Source organism: Photobacterium sp. HL06 (assembly GCF_059552575.1).
On sequence record NZ_CM183915.1, the window covers coordinates 2,263,176 to 2,282,527 of the forward strand.

Below are 19,352 nucleotides of genomic sequence, written 5' to 3' on the forward strand. Positions count from 1 at the left end.
CTTTTTAATATTTTAGATATTTAGCGATGAAATGGCTATTTTGCTAAATAGTTTCTTTTAATACAGCTAAAAACCTGTCGATATCTTCACGGCTGATATCAAGGTGCGTGACTAGGCGCATTGGGTTGCCTGCGCTAATTAAAATCCCGTCTTCTTTTAGTTTCCTAACCAATTGTGACTGATTGATAGTAGGATCAACCTTGGCAAAGAGCATGTTGGTTTGCACATGATCAGGGTTAACGGTAAAACCATCAATGTCAGATAGTTGCTGAGCGAGATATTTAGCGTTGGCGTGATCGTGAGCTAGGCGGTCGACATTTTCTGCCAATGCAATTTTACCGGCTGCGGCAAGAACGCCTGCCTGACGCATGCCGCCCCCAAGTACTTTTCGCCAGCGCCGCGCTTTTTGAATAAAAGTGCTGTTGCCAAGAACGAGAGAGCCAATAGGCGCCCCCAAGCCTTTTGATAAACAGATCGTCATTGAGTCAAAATGTTTGGTAATTTCCGTAATATCAACGTCTAATGCAACAGCGGCGTTATAGACACGAGCGCCGTCAAGATGAAGCTTAAGGTCATGTTGGTTGACGAACTCTCGAGCTTGTTGCAGGTATGAGAGCGGTAATACCTTGCCATTGATGGTATTTTCAATGCTCAATAGTCTAGTACGAGCAAAGTGCGGGTCATCTGGCTTGATGGCTGCCGCTAGTTTTTTAAAGCAAAGGGTTCCGTCTTTTTCGTTTTCGATCGGTTGTGGTTGAATCGAACCAAGTACTGCTGCGCCACCACCTTCAAACTGATAGTTATGGGCTTGTTGGCCACAAAGGTACTCGTCACCACGCTCGCAGTGTGACATCAATGCAAGCAGGTTGGCTTGTGTTCCCGAGCTGCAGAACATCGCTGCCTCAAAACCATGCCGCTTGGCAGACCATTGCTCTAATTCGTTAACTGTCGGGTCATCTCCGTAAACATCATCACCAACTAGAGCGTCGGAGATTGCCTGGCGCATTAATAAAGATGGTTGTGTAACGGTATCAGAGCGAAAATCTATCATTAATTTTTCCTTAATTCTTTTGTTCTGTATCACCATTGAATATCAATAACGTATTTTGCCGAATGAATCCCGTTAAAGTGTCCATGGGGTTATATAGTGTGATCTAAATCAACCTTAGTGGTGAATGATTGTGTTGTTTTTGTGAATCTTTATCGGCGGCTCTGTATCTTGACTAAACTAAAATCAGGTTGGGATCACAATGGAGGCAGAGACTATGTTGGCTGAATATCGGCAGTTTATTCTGCCAGGGCAGAGAGGACTACATGCAGAAGTAACAGTTATTCCAACTGGGGAGTTGGAGGTTAATATTAAGGAGAAAAAAAATAGCCTGAAGGCTGAATTTGACGAGTTATATTTCTATTCTGATGGAAAAGAAACTGAATTGGTATGCCGTGACCAATTGGGTCCAGAATCAGTTCGCTGGCACTTGCATCTAGCCAATGATGATGCAAGAGAGCTGGCAAAGTTGATTGAATCCGCAGAAGAAGAATTTGAAACTTTGATGCGTGATTTGTAGCAAACCGTTCTGTTCGAGCTGTATGTCAGTTAAACCGAACAAAGCCTTGTATAATGCAAGGCTTTGTTTTATCCGCTTTTATGAAAGTAATCTATGTATTATATGAACAAAATGATCATAGCGCTTTGGCAGTGGACGATGTTTTTTACAGATCAGGTACAGCTCTTCGTATACAGCATTTTCTAGTAACGCAACGTGTATTCCCGATTGTTCTGGAAAGCTAGTTACCGCTTTTTCTGGAAGAACGGTATAACCTAACCCTTGTGATACAGGTAATAGTATTTGGCTCAGTTGGTTGATATAGCCAGTTACTTTTAAGTTTTCTATATTCTGAAAATTGGCATCATAGTTAGCCTGAAACACTTGGTGCAGGTAATGTTCACCGTCAGGATGATTGACAAACCCGAGCTGGTTTAATTGCGTGATATTGATCTCTTGGCTTGCGATTTCAGCAGGGACAACCAAGCACAAAGGTTCTATACCAATCGCCTCGAGCTCAAATTCTGCTGAAGAGATTTTTTGCGTAATTATGCCAAGTTCAATTTTATTAGATTGGAGGCTATCGATAATGCGTTTGTTCGGTGCCGCTTCAAGTTTTATTGTTAAATCGGGGTGTGCTTTCTGATGTTGCAAGAAGTGTGGGTAGAGAAACATTGCTAACGAGCCGGAGCAGGCAAGCCGACATTCGCCACGGTGCGGATCGTCAACTTGCAGGTTGTGATATAAAGCCAACTCTTCATCACGGCGGCGGCAGCCATAATGATATAGGGTCTCACCAGCGGGGGTAAGTTCAAAACGTTTGCCAAACCGTTGCAGTAAAGGAGTGCCAACTTGCGTTTCTAATTTCTTGATGTGTTGGCTAACCCCTGGTTGCGTCATAAATAGCTTTTCGGCTGTTTGGGTAAAGTGGCCAACATCAACCAGGGTGATGAAGGTTTGAAGCCATTGAGTATTGATCATGACACGCTTTGATAACAGAGAATTATTAAAACAAGAATATTTGATAATTTTTAATTTTCAAGAAAAATTCCTATCCTAAACGCAGTTATAAAGAACAGCGTTGAAGACGAGAGGAATAAATTATGTCGATGCCTTATCCGCGTACATTTTCACATATCGGTATCTCAGTACCTGATCTTGAAGCGGCCGTGAAATTTTATACTGAGGTACTAGGTTGGTATCTGATTATGGAGCCAACAGAAATCATTGAAGATGATAGCGCAATCGGCGAAATGTGTACGGACGTATTTGGTGCAGGGTGGGAGTCATTCCGCATTGCACACCTATCGACAGGCGATCGTATTGGGGTAGAACTTTTTCAGTTTAAGAATCAGGAAAACCCTGAAGACAACTTTGAATACTGGAAAACGGGTGTATTCCACTTTTGTGTTCAGGATCCTAACGTTGAAGAACTGGCTGAGAAGATTGTTGCCGCCGGCGGTAAGAAGCGTATGAAAGCACCTCGCTATTATTACCCTGGTGAAAAACCTTATCGCATGATCTACATGGAAGACCCGTTTGGCAATATCCTTGAAATTTATAGCCATAGCTATGAACTTCACTACTCTAGCGGCGCTTATAATTAATACCAATCTCAATAAATATCTGGTCGTTTTACATGGTTAAATCCACCAACTACTGCGTTGAAAATTTTGTAATTAGAGCCACTAGTTACTGCAATTTCCACCTTGTATTTGGCAATTTTTCCTCATGAAAAACAGAACATCTACTTATCCAGATTGGTATAAGCTTTGCTAAAGGAAATCTTTAAAACAAAAGCCCTCGTCACGAGGGCTTTTTTACAGGTCTATTTGTCAGGCCAGTACCAAGGCGGCTCGTCGAGCATTCCTTGGCCTTGAATGTTTGTTTGCCCGAGCTCTTTGTCTAGTTCAATGGCATGGCATTGCGAGTGCTGGTTTAGGGCAGCAACAAGCCGGTTGGCGTGTGAGACAACCCACACCTGTGAATTCTCAGAAGCATGAATGATTAGCTTAGCCAATGCTGGCAATAAATCAGGATGGAGGCTGGTTTCAGGTTCGTTTAAAACCATTAAGCTAGGTGGGCGAGGGGTCAGCAAGGCGGCGATCAACAATAAATAACGCAGAGTACCGTCGGAGAGTTCTCCACCTGTGAGTGGACGCAATAAGCCTTCTTGATAAAATTCCAGCGAGAACCGGCCATCTTCATGCTGGACTATGCCAATACTTGCACCGGGAAAGGCGTCATGAATGGCCTTGTCGAGGGCCGCCTTATCACCAATTTCACGTATTGTCTGCAAAGCGGCAGCCAGATCTCTACCATCATGGTGGAGTACAGGGGTGCGTGTTCCCAGTTGCGGCTGCCGAGCTGGTGCCTCTTTGTCAGTACGGAAGTGATCATAGAATCGCCAGCTACGAATAAGCTCACGCATATGGAATACTTCAGGTGCAGCTGCTGGATCAGAGATCTGATCAAACATACTGTTAAAATGGCTGATATGTTGAGAGGCAACTTTCCAGCCTCTATCCTCACGGATTTTTATTAACGGGCCTTGGCGAGAGACCAGTTCACTAGCCGGACGAAAGAAGGGGCCATTCCAAATACTTTCTCGCTTGATTTCAGGATCTAGCTGAAAGGCAGAGCGGGAAGGCTCTGGTAGGCCTAGTGAAATCGAATAACCGAACTCTTCAGTGGAAAAACCGAGGCGAAGCCGTTTGACTTCCTGCCGGACGACACTTTGCACCGGTACATCCCCACGTCGCATTGATGCAGAAAGACTTTCAGGCCCGGCCCAGAAGGTGGAATCGAGCCCGCCTTCAGATGCCAATGAATTCACTACGCCACCTTGTGCTGTTTCAGCTAACAGCCTAAGGGCACGATATAGGTTAGATTTACCACTGCCATTGGCGCCGGTTATGACATTAAGGGGCCCTAGAGGCATGGTAAGCTGAAGGATAGAGCGGTAGTTACTGATTGATAAGGTAGTGATCATTACTAGGCCTGTATAAATAAACAGTGTTGCTTATGTTAGCAGTAAGAATCGCCGAAGAGCAACTTTCTATTATTAACCAAGATAACAGTTTTGTTCATTCTTCATTCATTTTCATTCAGGTAGACTGCAAACCATAGAAATGAAGATGACGATATTGATTGATAGAACAAAGAGGCATGATATGAAGAATTTTGTTGCTGGTGTAATCGCGCTTATTGTTGGTTTCTTTACAGTAACATTGGCAGCGGTTATGGGGCTGTTCATCGGTATTGCCGCACTGATTGCGAGGCCTTTTATCAAAAAGAAAGTTGCTGCTGCCTATGCCGAGGCCGTCAAACAGCAAAGCCAGAGCGATGACCATATGGGTAATGCAACGGTAATTGACGGTGAGTTTGATGATGTTACCGAAAGAGCTGAAACTCGCACCCAGAGCCAAGCACGTCAGTTTAATCAGGTGCCTCAGTCATAATAGAAAGTACCGATGGGGCAGGTAGTAGCCCACGTAACGAATAAAGAAAACGCCAGCGAGAGTACTCGCTGGCGTTTTTGGTTCTGTTCTACAGTTCATTCGTTGCCAGTGTTAGATCCTAAATTTACTGACTTCAGAGTTAAGGTGCTGAGCAATTTCATTGAGCTCTTCAGACAGTTTCTGCGCATCTTGAGCTTCTGTTGAAAGCTGATCCGAGACATCATTGACAGCCTGGGTATTGCGGCTGATTTCGTCTGTTACAGCGCGTTGCTCTTCAGCGGCGCTTGAAATTTGGATGGCCATGTCAGATATGTGCTGAATAGAGCCGGTAATGCGTTCAAGTGCATTAGTCGCATCATTAGCATCCTCAACACTGCTTGTCGCCAATGTCTGGCTCTGCTTCATAGTTTCCACTGCGCTGTGTGTATTACGTTGCAGTGTTTCAATCATACCCTGAATTTCTTCGGTTGAACTATGCGTGCGTTGTGACAGCACGCGGACTTCATCGGCCACAACAGCAAAACCGCGTCCTTGTTCGCCAGCACGAGCTGCTTCGATTGCAGCGTTCAAGGCAAGTAGATTTGTTTGCTCGGCAATACCCTGGATGGTCGATAGGATGGCATTAATGCCTTGGGCGTTATTCTCCAGCTCTTTAATGATATTGGCAGCTTCTTCGACATGGTTTGCAAGGTGGGTGATAGACTGTTGGTTACGGCTAATAACTTCTTTACCTTCATTGCAGTTATCATGAGAAACGGTGGCAGCGCCGGCTGTTTGCTCAGCATGGCTGGCAACTTCTTGAGCCGTGGCTGACATTTCATGAATGGCGGTTGCGATTTGTGATATTTCATTTACCTGCAGGTTTAATGCCTCACTGGTTTGCTGTGCCAGATCATGACTATCTTTAGCCTGCTGAGATAAGTGCTCTGAAGAGCCGGAAATACCTGTAATAGAGACGTGCAATTTTTCGATGAAGGCATTTACATGTTTGCCCAAGCGACCAATTTCGTCATCTTGATCAAACTTAAGGCGACGGGTCAAATCACCGTTACCGTGTGACAAATCGGCCATAGCTTCTGACAGGGTATCAAGTGGTTTCAGCGCGCGAGTGATCAGGAATGTAGCCACACCTAGCACCAGAATCAGCTGAACAACGGCACTGATAATGGCATCAACTAGTGCTTCATCCACGTGTGCATAAGCTTCAGTCTTATCTAGCACCAAAGAGAAGTACCAGTTTGTGCCTGGGATTTGCTGGACACTCACCAAACTTTCTACCCCTGCGATATCTAACGTGACAAGGTCACGTCCTGATGCCACTTTTTTGATCAGGTTGGAGTTGAAAGCAGCGTTCATCTCTGTGGTAGGTTTTAGTGTTAGAGATTGGTTGGGATGGGCGATAATCGTACCATCACCAGTAAAAAGGGTCGCGAAAACACCAGCTTGGTTAACCGCGAGGATATCTTTGACGAGTGCATCAATAGAGACATCTCCCGCAATGACACCACTATTCATTGTCGCGTTAAACGGTTCTGCAATCGTGATAACAAGCTTGCCAGAAGAAGCATCAGTATAAGGTGTGGTGACGACCAGTTCATTAGCTGCTGTTGCATCTTTATACCAAGGGCGCTGGCGCGGATCGTAGCCCGCAGGGAAAGTGACTTGTTTGCCTGTGATCATCTGCCCTTGTTCCGTACCCGCATACACTAAATCGAAATTACCTGAAGCGATCGCCTGTGCCAGAGAGGCAGTAGGTTCAGCCTGTTGGTTGAAGCTATCGACGGATGCTTTAACGATTTGTGTTTTGCTTTCAAGCCATTGGCTGATAGCGCTGATATTTGACTGGGTGAGTGAGCTTGCTAATTGTTGGGTTGAACGGTTTGCCTCTTCGGTGAGTCGCTCACTGGTGAGCCATGTTTGCACTGCGGCGATTAAAAGTATTATTCCTGCGAATGTAAGAGAAAGCTTATTTTTTATAGAAAGGTTCAAACTACCGTTCCTCTCGGTTTTTTGGTACTTGTGTACTGCATGTTAAGTGTTGTCCATCTGTCGAAAATGGTCTTCAGCTGTTTTCAGCCATGTTACCGTCTGTTGTTAACAATTCTTTTTATGTTGTCATTTTTTAGCATAGTGTCACATTTTTGACTTTGATTGGCTATAAAAGTATTAGTTGATTGATTCTATATATGTGGTTTGCTCTGTTTTGGGGGCTTTGTTGAACACTTTGTGCGGTTGATTGTTGAACGCTTTGGTGCTGGTGGGGTGTATATTGAACAATTGCTGGGACGCTTTCACATGAGTATGAATAACCCATGGTCAGAGCGAGCTATTACATGGATTGTATTGTGTAGTGAGTGAAAGTTATCAACCCTAGCCTGTTGATAACAGTGTCAATATTTTGATGCTGTTAGGGGTTTTTTAGTTTCGGTAGTGTTGTTTGAGGCATCCGAGGAAATCATTAAGATCTCTGCTGTTGGCGGTAAAGTGGTATCGCCTGTCGGATGCTCGCAGTTCTAAGTGCCCGTTGTCTTGCTTTACCAGTTTAGTAAATACATCAAAGGCCTGTCTGTCGCTGGTTCCTCCTAACATGACTAAACGTGTCACACTGTATTTGTTGCTGTTTTTACGCCAATTTGCAGTGAAGACTTCAACGGGTTGGCCCGAACGATAATAACCAATATTTTCAAACCCCTGGGGGTGGTTAATATCTGCTTTGATTGCGATATAGCGTTGGCGGTGTATGTTGTCGGTGATCATTGCTAGCTGGAGGTTAGTCTCAAACTCCTTCTGCTCATTTTTAACTAAGTGATACAAATCAAGACGGCAGCTTTTTTCATTGAGCTGGGTAGTACTGGTGGGGAGTAATTCTGCCTGTAATGGGAGAGTACAGAAGAGAAGAAATGTTCGGGTAAGCCAACGCGTGAAAGTGGAATAACACATATAACCTAATCCATGTTGAATACTAAGCCAAAGCATAGCGATAGCCTTCGTTTGTATGTGTCTCATTTCATAAACAGATCGCAAAATACTCCGTTATTTGATTAAGGGTTGTAGATTTTTGCTTTAACCATACGTCGGTATTGGCTGGGTGTAATGCTAAATTGTTGATGAAAGCGGGTCGAGAAGTGATAGGCATCTTTATAGCCAACTTGTTCGGCAACATCTTGTACTGACATGCCAAAATCTCGTAGAAGCTGCTGGGCCGCCTCCATTCGTATTTTTTGTAAATACTGGTGCGGTGACTGGCCAACTTGATCCTTGAACTTACGATTAAAACTTCGGAGCGGTAGACCGCAATGGTCAGCTACATTTTGCGCGGTAATCGTATTGGCTATGTTCCGTTTCATCCAATCCTGAGCCAACGCAATCGACTCATCAAACTGAACCTGTCCGCCTATTTGGTAAAACGGCTGTTGGGTTGATTTGGAGATTTCGTGCCCAAAATGCGTCTCGATGGTATTGGCTGTTTTCTGGCCAAAGTTCTCGGTAATCAGGTAGAGGATCATCTCTGACTGGGAGTTAATACTACCGGTGCAGAATAATCCGTTGGCAGCTGTGATGGAGGCTTGTCTGTTCAGGGTGATTTTTGGATAGCGGGCCGCAAATTTTTCATAGTAGTACCAGTGAGTAGTAGCCACCTGATTATTCAGTAACCCGGTTTCGGCTAGCCAGGTGACACCGGTGCCGGTGGCTACCAATTGGGCACCTTGCTGGTATTGGTGTTTCAGCCAGGGAATGATCTCGGGAGACTGGCGAATTGAGACCTGTGGGTTTCCCCACATCGGCGGTAAGATGATGACGTCAAAAGTTTGCGGATCGCCAAATGTAATGTCTGGCTGCAGCTTAAGTCCAGCGGGCACCTTCGGCGGCTTTAGCGTAGGGGCAACGAGTTTAATTTCAAAGGGCTTCTCTCGTTGTTGATTACGTGAACGTAGGCTGGCCGCACTGCTTAACATTTCGGCAGCCAGTGAAACACCAGTGATCAATGCTCGGTGATATAGGGCAAATCCGACCTTCATTCACTCATCCTCTTTCATGGTTTGGCCTTAATGCTGGTGATTTTGGCATATATGCTAGGTGAATGAACAGTGTAAATTGATACTCTATGGCCAACTGAATGTATTGATATAGGCTTAGGATGACAAAGTTACCTCTAATTGTCGGTTTTGGCGGAATGAACGCAGCGGGCCGTAGCTCCGGTTTCCATAGCTACAAGCGTATGATCGCCGATGTATTATCTGATGAAGAGATGAAAACCACCTGGCAGGATCTTGCCTACCGTATGGGGCTGACTGACAGCGATGCGTTGGATTCTGAACTTGTCGAAGCCATTAAGGCGGGAACGTTAGTCCGCCGTATAGATTCATTCGATCCTGATAACTTGCTTTACCAATACAAAGCCTCTTTGAGCAGTGAAAGTGAGCAGATCGCTTTTACCCTGCGCAAATCAAAATTACCGAATAAGATCCCTGATAATTGGATGGTAGAAGAGCAGGGTAGCAAAGTGAAGATCACCGTAAATGGTGAACTGGGCGCTTTGCTCGAAGATCGCGTCTCTTTTCCTGTCAGCAGTGGCGGTAATATTCCGGCTGGTTTTGATCCGGGTAAACTATATAACTCTCGTTTCCATCCTCGTGGATTAAAACTGACGGTTTACGGAGCGTCAGATGCATTGAACTCAATGGGTGTTGATTGGGATGAGGTCCTGACTCACATCAAGCCTGATGAAGTCTCGGTCTACGCTGGCAGTGGTTTGTCTCAAGTCGATGATCAGTCTCTGGCCGGTATGCTGGCCGCCCCGCTGACTGGTGGCCGGGTTAGTTCCAAAATGATGGCGTTGTCTCTGGCAGAAATGCCCGCGGATTTCATTAATGGCTATGTGATTAACAGTGTTGGTACAACCGGCACGAATATGGGGGCTTGTGCTACTTTTTTGTATAATCTCCGTCAGGGTATGTATGACATTCAGCATGGTAAGTCCAAAGTAGTGATTGTCGGTAACGCCGAAGCACCAGTTGTTGCCGAAGTCATGGAAGGGTTTCGTGTGATGGGCGCATTAGCGGAAGATGAGCAGCTTAAAGCGCTGGATAACAGTGAAAATGTTGATAATCGCCGTGCCTGTCGACCATTTTCATCGAATGCTGGTTTTACTATGGCTGAATCTGCGCAGTTCGTGGTGTTGATGGATGATGAGCTTGCACTAGAGCTCGGCGCAACGATTTATGGCTCCGTAGCCGATGTATTTGTGAATGCCGATGCCAACAAGAAATCGATTTCGGCACCGGGTGTGGGTAACTATGTCACTGTGGCCAAAGCAACAGCCTTGGCAAAAGCCATTCTGGGCGAAGAAGGGGTCAAGCAGACCTTTGTCCAGGCACACGGAACCGGGACGCCGCAAAACCGTGTAACAGAAAGCCATATCCTCAACGAAGTCGCCAAGACATTTGCGATCGATAATTGGTCAGTGACGGCGATTAAGTCTTATGTCGGCCATTCAATGAGTGCAGCCGCAGGAGATCAGCTCATTGCCTCTTTGGGTGTATGGCAGTATGGCTGGATCCCGGGTATTCAGACCATTGATCATGTTGCTGATGATGTGCACCAGTCAAATCTTAACATTCTGACTGATCATGCCTTTGCCGGTGAGCAAGGGGAAGACTATAAAGCGGTGATCCTAAATGCCAAAGGCTTTGGCGGTAACAACGCAACTGGCCTAGTGTTGTCTCCAGCGCAAACCTTAGCGATGTTAGGTAATAAATACGGTGACAGCGCAATGCTGGCTTATCATAATAAAAATATTGAGGTTCAGCGCATCGCCGCTGAAAATGATCAGGCCGCTTGTATCGGTACTGAAACAATACGCTACCAGTTTGGTGAGCGCGTCATGGACGAAACATCCGTGTCCATGACACAAGAAAGCATGAAGCTGTCGGAATTTGAACAGGCAATTGTGTTACCACAAGTTAATCCGTACGCTGATTACAGCTAACTGAAACCTTATTGAAAGCGTGGGGCCGTTTAATCTTAACGGCCTCACGCTTTTTTATTGAATTGACAATAAAATAATATAATGATGATTATTCCACAGCCAAAAAAGTGGGCTGGCTAGGGAGAGATTAATTGGCAAATATTATGCTGATCGCAAACCTTAATTGCGATCGAGTACTGCAGCTCGATAAGTCATTGACTGTCGGTGGCCGTCACCATTATCAAGATGATGGACGACGCCTTGGCGGGGGCGGTGCCAATACCGGCTTGGGACTGGTGTGGGCAGGGCACAATGTTGCGTTGGTCAGTCAGGTTGGCAAAGATGAGACGGCAGACTGGTTGCTCGCAGAAGCGAGTTTATACGGTTTGAATTGTGGGTTGTTACACCGTAATGATGTGGTGACGCCAGAGCTTCTGCTGATCATGACGCCGGATGGTGAGCGAACCATTATACGCCCACAACGCCCACGTTTTAAATTGGGGACGCCACCTGTTTTTTCTCGTTGGGATGCGCTTTATATCAACTCCTCCGCTGAAGGAAGTGAGGTTTGGGCACGAGCGGCCTTAGAGTCTTCGCTGGTGGTTGCGCAGCTAGCGAAAGACGAACGCTCGCGCCCATGTCATGTGTTAATTACCTCTAAGTCGGATCTGGAAGGTCGAAGTGATTTGCCTGTGTGGCAATATGGTTTGAGTATCGCGGGCAAGGCATTAAGGTATTTCGTTATTACCGACGGGGCGAATGGTGCCCGGGCCTATACGGCAGATGAATCTTTTTATGTGCCAGCTGTTGCATCGAAGGTGGTTGATACGACAGGGGCAGGGGATGCCTTTGCTTCAGGCTTGATTAATAGCTTGGTGAATCAGCGCTCTATCGTTGATGCAATGGCAGAGGGAGCCAAATGGGCTTCATTTGCTGTTGAAACGCAAAGCTCGATTCCTAGCGATGAGCTGAAACAGTATTTGCAGACAGAGGCAGTTCGCGATAGCCAATAATTGGGTTCTAAAAAAGCGCTGATCGGTTCATACCGGTCGGCGCTTTTATCTATCTAGATGATCGTAATTATTTTTTCAGCTTAGTGATCTTTGACTTATTAAGCACAGCACGACGGAGACGGGCACGGCGCTCAGCATCAGACTGATCACTTGGGTTATTGGTACGGCCACTACGATCTTTGAATGCAGATTTCGTGTGCATTTTTTGCAGCAGGGCATCGCGGTTTGCAGGCTCATAGCCAGCTAGCTGAATACGGCGGATACGTTGTCTGATCAGTTTTTCAACCTGAACCAGTGTCAGCTCTTCTTCGCGGCTAACAAATGAAACAGCATGACCTTGCTGACCAGCTCGGCCAGTACGACCAATGCGGTGAACGTAATCTTCGGCCAGGAAAGGCATGTCATAGTTCACTACATGCGGCAGCCCCTGAATATCCAAGCCGCGAGCGGCGACTTCAGTGGCTACCATCACGCGCGCTTTACCTTCCTTGAACTCGTCAAGGGCACGACGACGAGCACTTTGTGCTTTATCACCATGGCATAGTACTGCTTTGATACCATCAAGCTTCAGTTCTTTAACAAGCTCATTAGCCGTTTCTTTGTAGTTAACGAAAACCAGTACCTGCTTCCAGTTTTTCTTGCCAATCAGCTCAGAAAGCAGTTCGCGTTTACGGTCTTCATCAACAGGGTAAACAACGTGTGCAACCGTCTCGGCGGTTGCGTTTTCTGGGCTAACCGAAATACGCTTAGGCTTGCGCAAGATCTCGTTCGATAGCTTATTCATCTGGCTAGAGAAGGTTGCCGAGAATAGCATTGTCTGAGGCTGGGTACGGATATCACCCATAATCATGCGGATATCAGAAATAAAGCCCATGTCCAGCATGCGGTCAGCTTCATCGAAAACCAGAAACTCAAGGTTAGCGAGTGAAACGTTGTTAAGTTCCATGTGCTCAAGCAGTCGGCCTGGAGTAGCTACCAGAATATCGAGACCTTGCTCAAGTTTCTTTTCTTGCGATGCCATCTTGGTACCGCCATAAATGGCAGCCACATTGAGTGAGACATATTTGGTGTAGTCTTCAATATTCTTGGCGATTTGCGCAGCAAGCTCACGGGTCGGTGCCAGGATTAACGCACGAACATTAAAGCGGCTGCGTTGCTTCGGGTTGTCACAGATCTGCTGAATGATAGGCAAAGAAAAGGCAGCAGTTTTGCCAGTACCCGTTTGTGCATTTGCAAGAATATCCTGCCCGCGACGAGCATGTGGAATTGCTTGTTGCTGGATTGGCGTTAATTTCTCGTATCCGCACTCGGTAAGTGCGCGCACAATTTCCGGAGAAAAGCTTTGTGATGAAAATGACATTCTTTGTTCCTAAAGCAGACGGCTGAGCCTGACCAAAAATACGGTCGCCGATTATAGATGAATAATGACTATCTGTGGCGACTAATTTTACGTGTTTGGCTGATATTTGCTCGTATTTTCGTGATTGATTGGCTCATTTAGCCTATTGGGCGTTTTTATATACGGTTGAAACGTCAGATTTTCCCTCTAGTTTGTATAAATAATAGTTTGCTTGTTCAAGGTTTTGTTTGAGCAGTTCGCAAAGGTGGCGTACAACATCATGTTTTGGGGGGTTACCAGTACTCGCGACAGCAGCAATATAAGTGGCCGGTGCCTTGAGTGACATCATATTAAAATCATTAGCGACTTGCCTGATGTTACCGGCGCTAATAGCGAGCTCTTCATAGCAACTTGATTGGTAGAGCCTGGACAGTGACTCATACTCCTTGTTGACCGATGAAATGAAGTTCTGCATTAATCGTTTCGTCTTTTGTTTATTGCCATTGCATTGCTGTAGGAGAACGTCATAACTGATGAGTTCAGCGGTTTTTAAGGTCGAGAGAGGTTGCTCATTAAATCGATGGTAAAATTGACTAAGGGCTTCTTGAAAGCGGGGCTCGAGTATTGGTTTTGGCAGTACGGTATCTGCACCAGCCTCGATGAAATCTTCGCAGGTTTTCTTGAAGACATCTGCGGTACAGGCAAAGATAACGGTTTTTAGTCCAAGCTTCTTACGAATGATCCGGGTGGCTGACAGCCCATCCATATTTGGCATGTGGTTATCCATCAATATCAAATCGAAACTTGTCTTACGGAGAGTGTTAATTGCCTGGTGCCCATCCTTCACTAGTGTAACGCTATATCCTATTCGCTCACAAAAAGACTGCGCTACCAGCGCATTGATTGTGTTGTCTTCTACAACTAAGACGTTGAGCTTGTTTGGAAGTTGACTTGATGCTTCTAAAGCCCGTCTTGATGTTGTCGCCCGCTCTTCACTTTCAATATCAATGATGTCTACTTGCATGGTGAGGGTAAAAGTCGTCCCTTTGCCGATTGCGCTCTCAACGGTAGCACTGCCGTTCATTAGCCCTGTTAGCTGTTTGACGATAGCCAGTCCCAGCCCGGTTCCGCCATAACAGCGAGTTGTGTTTGATTCTGCCTGGGTGAAGGGTTCAAAAATGTGCTTCAAACGTTCCTTTCTGATACCAATCCCCGTATCAGAGATAGTGATGATCAGTAAAGATTCAGAGCACTGTTTGCACTTTTCTGAGGTAATGGTTAATTTGACTCCACCTTTTTGAGTAAACTTCACCGCATTACTCAGAATGTTGTAAATCACCTGTCGAATTCTAGATTTGTCACTGCGAAGCGTTGTATTAGCAGGTAATGTTGTATTGAGCTTAAAGCTCAAATCTTTCTTGTGGCAAATTGGCCCGTAAGTCGCTTCCATGGGATCGAGTAGCTCAGAGAGCTGAAACTTGCTGATTTCTAATTCCAGTTTATTCTGTTCGATTTTTGAAAAATCGAGAATATCATTAAGAAGTGAGAGCAGGTGTTGGCCTGATTCCAGTAAAATATCCAGCTGTTTGTGTTGCTCCGGATGTTGTTCTGACGAGGCCATGATCTGTGCCATACCGAGCATGCCATTTAGGGGGGTGCGTAGTTCATGGCTCATTGTAGCAAGGAACTGTGATTTGGCTTTGTTTGCTGTATTGGCTTGCTGGGTCGCGACTTCAAGTTCTCTTGTCCGAGTTTTAATCTTGTTGTCCAGTAGGTTTCTTTCTTCTTTAAGTGACAGTAGGGATGAATTTAGCTTGGATGACATCTTATTGAATGTTTGGCTTAGGTGGCTGATGTCGTCGCTCCCTTGTTCTGGCAACTTGTCAAAACATACCCCGTCACTATCTGCGACAGTATCCATGGCCATGATACAGGCGGTGAGCCTTTTTTGGATAAAGTACCTGTAGGTAACAAGAAGAGTGAGTGTGATGGATAGCAGGCCAATCAGCAGGGCCAAGATAATGTGACGGCTGATTATGATGCCATTCTCTATTGGGCCGGTTATGTCCGTTTCGACTTCTAAGATGCCACGCAAATCACCGACTTGCCATTGGATACCGGTTGGATCCGAGCTCTGGTTATGACAATCCACACAGGTTTGATTACTGAGCACATCACTAACAGCAACCCGTAGGTATGATTTTCCATCTGAAGAATACTGTTTGAAATAGGTGCTATAGGGGGCTGAGGAGAGTGCCTGCCATGCATCTTGGCTGAATTTATCGAGCTCACGATCTCTGCGATTGGGAAAAGGGTATGGGCTATAGAGCTTAATTTGCGTTCCCTGATCGAGGAGCCGCTGACTGATCTCTTGAACTAAAGAGGCTGGCAAAGGAACAATACCATTGTCACCTTGAAAATTAGCATTAACTTTTAGGTCACTGTGAGCAATGACCTCTGAGAGTACGGTTTTTGAATAAACATCTCGCAGTATTTTAAACTGAGTGACGGTGTGTTCAGAAGAGGCGACAGCTTGACGAACTGTATTGGCTGCAATGATCTGGGGAATATAATAATAAAGAAAGCCGAGAATCATCAGGAAAACAACAATAATGGGAAATAATAGTTTTTGGAAAGTATTCACCAGTACACCTTTCTATGAATGACGTATATATACGGCTTAATTCATATAATTCACAATATAAAGTTAGTTGAATTGTGGTTAATTTGCCTCCAATCATCAGAAATTTGCTTAAATCAAAGACTTTTTTAAGCGGGTATCATATTAATCTTATCAATTGATAATGAGAGTGCTTTTCATTTTCTTGTCGATATTTACAATATACGGGCTTGAGATTGAAGGGATTAAAGAATGAATGTTAGCCGCCGAGAGTTTATAAAGATTTCCTCTGTGCTTGCCAGCACACTTGCCTTACCCGCGTGTACTCTACATTCGGCGACCAGAACAGATGAAGGGTATATCTATGACCTTACTGCTGAGCCAGCAAGCGCTGAATTGGTTAAAGGGTATAAAACGGATGTGTTGGGGTTTAATGGCCAGATCCCTGCACCCACAATACGTTGTCGTCAGGGAGAGAAGGTTACTATCCGTTTTACCAATAGGTTAAATGAACCGACGACGATACATTGGCACGGACTCCGGATCCCCGTTGAAATGGACGGCGTGCCGTTTTTGAGCCAACCACCAATTATGCCTGGGGAAACCTTTGTCTATGAGTTTACTCCGCCGGATGCGGGCACTTTCTGGTATCACCCGCATATGAATAGTGTGGTTCAGCTTGGAATGGGGCTTGTTGGTGCCATCGTGGTTGAAGAAGCTACATCAGTTCGTTTTGATGCGGAAAAATTGCTGGTGCTCAAGCATTGGCACATCGACAATAAAGGTAACTGGAAGAAGTTGATGGTTCCGCGTCTGAGCGCCAGAATGGGTACGCCAGGAGAGTGGGGGACGGTGAATGGTGAACATTTGCCGATTTATGAACTGCCACAACATGCGATGACGCGATTACGTATTGCCAATGTCGATAATACAATTACATACCCGATTGCCGTTGAAGGTGCCGAGGCCTGGATTATCGCGATTGATGGTAATCCTATCTTAAAGCCACGCAAACTTGAACAGCATAAGATAGGGCCGGGAATGCGGGTTGATTTAGCAGTAGAAGCCCCTGCCGCAGGCAAACAGTTTCAGGTTCAGCAGATGAAGGGCAGTATTGCGTTCCCTTTAGCAAGCTTTGTCTCGGTGCCATCTTCCCTGGCAGCTGGCTCAACAATACCTTATTTGCCACTGAATCCTGTTCCGGCCTTGGATTTAGTTAACGCTGAAGTACTGAACTTTGTTTTTGAATGGGAGGGAGCCATTTCACCGACAGATCCGTCAGGTAAGTCAATGCCAAAATTTTGGCTGATGAACAAGCGTGCGTGGGAAGGCATGAGTAAAGATAATATACCAGCACCTCTTGCGACACTTGAACAAGGTAAAACGTATATTTTCAATCTGAAAAATGTGACCCAGTATCATCACCCAATACACTTGCATGGCCATACATTTACTGTGCTGGAAATGAATGGTAAGCCAGTGACCCCGTTTCATACAGATACGGTGTTGCTTGGCAAAAATGGACATGCAAAAGCCGCTTTTGTTGCCGATAATCCTGGCCAGTGGATGTATCATTGTCATGTTATTGAACATATGAAGACTGGGTTGATGGGCTTTATTGAGGTTGTTTAAATGGCGAATTAAATAAGATTAAGGCCACTAACGTGGCCTTAATCTTGCTGGTTCTATTAAGTAATAGAGCGTGAACCAATTTTTACGAAGAAAAGATTATTACATTCAGCACATTTAAATTTCTGGCTTTGTCTGTGAGTGACTGTTTTTTCCAGAAAATTTCTTTTTATACGATAAACGTTTGTGCTTACCTTGCAATATTCGCACATAACAAAACCTCAGCCAATTGAGTGGCGCGAGTGTATAGATAATATGATACTTGTGTCTGTGATGCAGATCTCTTATTTGGTTTGTAGCATGCATTAGTAAGCATAAAAACTGTTAAGTATGATAGGTGTATTCAGCGGTTGGATGTATTTTGCTCAGGCATCAGCTTAGCTAATCGTTTTATCTACAACAACGAAGTTGCCCTGGCTAGGAATCAGTATGTTATTACCCTATGAGTTGTCGTTATCTTACTGCGAATATTGAACTTCTTATCAACAGGCGATGAAAAGAGGGCACATACTGTTATATACTATCTGTTGGACAACTTATCTGCCGATGGGCAGCATTGGACAGATGTGAAGTTGTGATAGTGTATTTTAAGGTAACAGCATGAATTTAAAGCAAGAGCTTCAGCAGATGAATAACCGTTTAGACAAGTTACGTCGTAAACTTGCTGGGGCACAAGAACGTGGTGATAAGGCAATTGCTGGCCAGGCAACACAAGAGATCGAAACGATCACTAAAAAAATTAACAAAACAAAAGCTCACCAGAAGCGTCAAGTTAGCAAACAAGGTACTGATGTTAAGTCATTACCGTTCAACCGTGCGCTGACAAAAGCTGAACAGGCTGATATGGGCAAACTCAAAAAGTCTGTAAAGGGCCTGGTTGTTGTTCATCCAATGACCGCTCTAGGTCGTGAAATGGGCATTAAAGAAGTCACAGGCTTTGCACCTAAAGCGTTTTAATCGCGCAGTTGACCATAAGATCAGTGCCAGTAGTGTCTAGCTATTGGCACTGATTTTTTATAATCGTATTCCCATTATTTGTTTTAGTAAAAGGAAATGTTGAATGAAGCTTGCCGTTCTGGATCAAACATTATTTGACCATCTCTACCGTGATATCCATGAATTCCGTACTACTTTTGATCTGGATATTGAAAGCCCGTCGACGTTGAATGAAAAAATGGACACCCTTCATACTTCATTGGCTGTCGAGGAGCTAACAGAACTGGCTGAAGCGGATTCCTTGGTTGAACAGGCTGATGCGATTGTTGACTCTGTGTATGTGCTTATGGGCCGCCTTGTCCACCTTGGTGACAAGCAAGTGGATGCAAATATTGGTATCAGCTATATCATTGATTTGTTGTTGCAGGTAGCTGAGCGTCTGAATATTGATTTTGTCTCGTGCTGGAATGAAGTTCATTCAAGTAATATGAGTAAAGTTTGTCGCAACGAGCAGGAATACACCGATACAGAATCTCACTATGCGAAGCAGGGTGTAGCAATCGTAGGCAGCCAGAAAGGTGAGTACATTATTGCCAAATGTGCAAAAGATATTGATCTGGAAGGAAAAATTATCCGCCAGGGTAAGGTGTTAAAATCGGTATATTACCGCCCTGCTGATTTGGTGAAGCTTGTTACTCAGTAACTGCTACTGCCTTTGAGATAACCACTTTCTTGTACCAGAAGTTGTATCGCGCTCGTGCAGATGCAACTTCTGCTGTTATACCGATTTCATCGAAAGCCACTGGGTTACCCGTCGCTTGTTCTCTTCTTTTCTTTAG

Annotated in this window: 16 protein-coding genes; 8 read left to right on the forward strand and 8 right to left on the reverse strand. The window is 45.0% G+C overall.

Annotation, left to right across the window (positions count from 1 at the left end; all coding sequences use genetic code 11):
- Positions 1–43 precede the first annotated feature (43 nt).
- Positions 44–1,051 carry a low-specificity L-threonine aldolase gene (gene ltaE / locus AC51G0_RS28085; protein ID WP_496302836.1) on the reverse strand — a complete coding sequence of 336 codons (1,008 nt, stop codon included), beginning with the start codon at positions 1,049–1,051 and terminating at the stop codon, positions 44–46.
- A 214-nt stretch (positions 1,052–1,265) separates the two neighbouring features.
- On the opposite strand from ltaE, the gene AC51G0_RS28090 reads away from it, so the two are divergent.
- Positions 1,266–1,568 (forward strand): hypothetical protein, encoded by a 303-nt coding sequence (locus AC51G0_RS28090; protein ID WP_496302837.1) that lies wholly within the window; start codon positions 1,266–1,268, stop codon positions 1,566–1,568.
- Between the two features lie 78 nt (positions 1,569–1,646).
- Here AC51G0_RS28090 and AC51G0_RS28095 read toward each other — a convergent pair whose 3' ends face one another.
- Positions 1,647–2,528 carry a LysR family transcriptional regulator gene (locus tag AC51G0_RS28095; protein WP_496302838.1) on the reverse strand — a complete coding sequence of 294 codons (882 nt, stop codon included), beginning with the start codon at positions 2,526–2,528 and terminating at the stop codon, positions 1,647–1,649.
- Between the two features lie 122 nt (positions 2,529–2,650).
- On the opposite strand from AC51G0_RS28095, the gene AC51G0_RS28100 reads away from it, so the two are divergent.
- Positions 2,651–3,154, forward strand: a complete 504-nt coding sequence (locus AC51G0_RS28100) for a lactoylglutathione lyase family protein (RefSeq protein WP_496302839.1) — start codon at positions 2,651–2,653, stop codon at positions 3,152–3,154.
- Between the two features lie 221 nt (positions 3,155–3,375).
- On the opposite strand, the gene AC51G0_RS28105 is transcribed toward AC51G0_RS28100, so the two are convergent.
- Positions 3,376–4,539 carry an AAA family ATPase gene (locus tag AC51G0_RS28105; RefSeq protein WP_496302840.1) on the reverse strand — a complete coding sequence of 388 codons (1,164 nt, stop codon included), beginning with the start codon at positions 4,537–4,539 and terminating at the stop codon, positions 3,376–3,378.
- Positions 4,540–4,720: 181 nt separating this feature from the next.
- On the opposite strand from AC51G0_RS28105, the gene AC51G0_RS28110 reads away from it, so the two are divergent.
- Positions 4,721–5,008 carry an FxsA family protein gene (locus AC51G0_RS28110; protein WP_496302841.1) on the forward strand — a complete coding sequence of 96 codons (288 nt, stop codon included), beginning with the start codon at positions 4,721–4,723 and terminating at the stop codon, positions 5,006–5,008.
- A gap of 111 nt (positions 5,009–5,119) precedes the next feature.
- On the opposite strand, the gene AC51G0_RS28115 is transcribed toward AC51G0_RS28110, so the two are convergent.
- From AC51G0_RS28115 to AC51G0_RS28125, 3 genes are all read right to left on the reverse strand, one after another.
- On the reverse strand, positions 5,120–6,997 hold the full coding sequence (locus AC51G0_RS28115; protein WP_496302842.1) for a methyl-accepting chemotaxis protein: 1,878 nt from the start codon (positions 6,995–6,997) through the stop codon (positions 5,120–5,122).
- 429 nt (positions 6,998–7,426) lie between these two features.
- On the reverse strand, positions 7,427–7,948 hold the full coding sequence (locus tag AC51G0_RS28120) for a hypothetical protein (protein ID WP_496302843.1): 522 nt from the start codon (positions 7,946–7,948) through the stop codon (positions 7,427–7,429).
- 101 nt (positions 7,949–8,049) lie between these two features.
- A complete protein-coding gene (locus AC51G0_RS28125; RefSeq protein ID WP_496302844.1) occupies positions 8,050–9,027 on the reverse strand; it encodes a GlxA family transcriptional regulator in 978 nt (325 codons plus the stop codon).
- A gap of 119 nt (positions 9,028–9,146) precedes the next feature.
- Between AC51G0_RS28125 and AC51G0_RS28130 the strand changes: the two genes are divergently transcribed.
- Both AC51G0_RS28130 and AC51G0_RS28135 read left to right on the forward strand, forming a co-directional pair.
- Complete coding sequence (locus AC51G0_RS28130; protein ID WP_496302845.1) at positions 9,147–10,997, forward strand: beta-ketoacyl synthase; 1,851 nt, start codon at positions 9,147–9,149, stop codon at positions 10,995–10,997.
- 131 nt (positions 10,998–11,128) lie between these two features.
- Positions 11,129–11,989, forward strand: a complete 861-nt coding sequence (locus AC51G0_RS28135; RefSeq protein ID WP_496302846.1) for a PfkB family carbohydrate kinase — start codon at positions 11,129–11,131, stop codon at positions 11,987–11,989.
- A gap of 67 nt (positions 11,990–12,056) precedes the next feature.
- Here AC51G0_RS28135 and AC51G0_RS28140 read toward each other — a convergent pair whose 3' ends face one another.
- Both AC51G0_RS28140 and AC51G0_RS28145 read right to left on the reverse strand, forming a co-directional pair.
- Positions 12,057–13,349 (reverse strand): DEAD/DEAH box helicase, encoded by a 1,293-nt coding sequence (locus AC51G0_RS28140; RefSeq protein ID WP_496302847.1) that lies wholly within the window; start codon positions 13,347–13,349, stop codon positions 12,057–12,059.
- A gap of 142 nt (positions 13,350–13,491) precedes the next feature.
- On the reverse strand, positions 13,492–15,972 hold the full coding sequence (locus tag AC51G0_RS28145) for an ATP-binding protein (protein WP_496302848.1): 2,481 nt from the start codon (positions 15,970–15,972) through the stop codon (positions 13,492–13,494).
- 228 nt (positions 15,973–16,200) lie between these two features.
- Between AC51G0_RS28145 and AC51G0_RS28150 the strand changes: the two genes are divergently transcribed.
- The 3 genes from AC51G0_RS28150 (at position 16,201) to AC51G0_RS28160 (ending at position 19,216) form a co-directional block, all read left to right on the forward strand.
- Positions 16,201–17,580: a multicopper oxidase family protein gene (locus tag AC51G0_RS28150; RefSeq protein WP_496302849.1), complete on the forward strand. Its 1,380-nt coding sequence runs from the start codon at positions 16,201–16,203 to the stop codon at positions 17,578–17,580.
- Positions 17,581–18,177: 597 nt separating this feature from the next.
- Positions 18,178–18,534 (forward strand): YibL family ribosome-associated protein, encoded by a 357-nt coding sequence (locus AC51G0_RS28155; RefSeq protein ID WP_496302850.1) that lies wholly within the window; start codon positions 18,178–18,180, stop codon positions 18,532–18,534.
- A gap of 103 nt (positions 18,535–18,637) precedes the next feature.
- Positions 18,638–19,216, forward strand: a complete 579-nt coding sequence (locus AC51G0_RS28160) for a nucleoside triphosphate pyrophosphohydrolase family protein (protein WP_496302851.1) — start codon at positions 18,638–18,640, stop codon at positions 19,214–19,216.
- Positions 19,217–19,352: the final 136 nt, after the last annotated feature.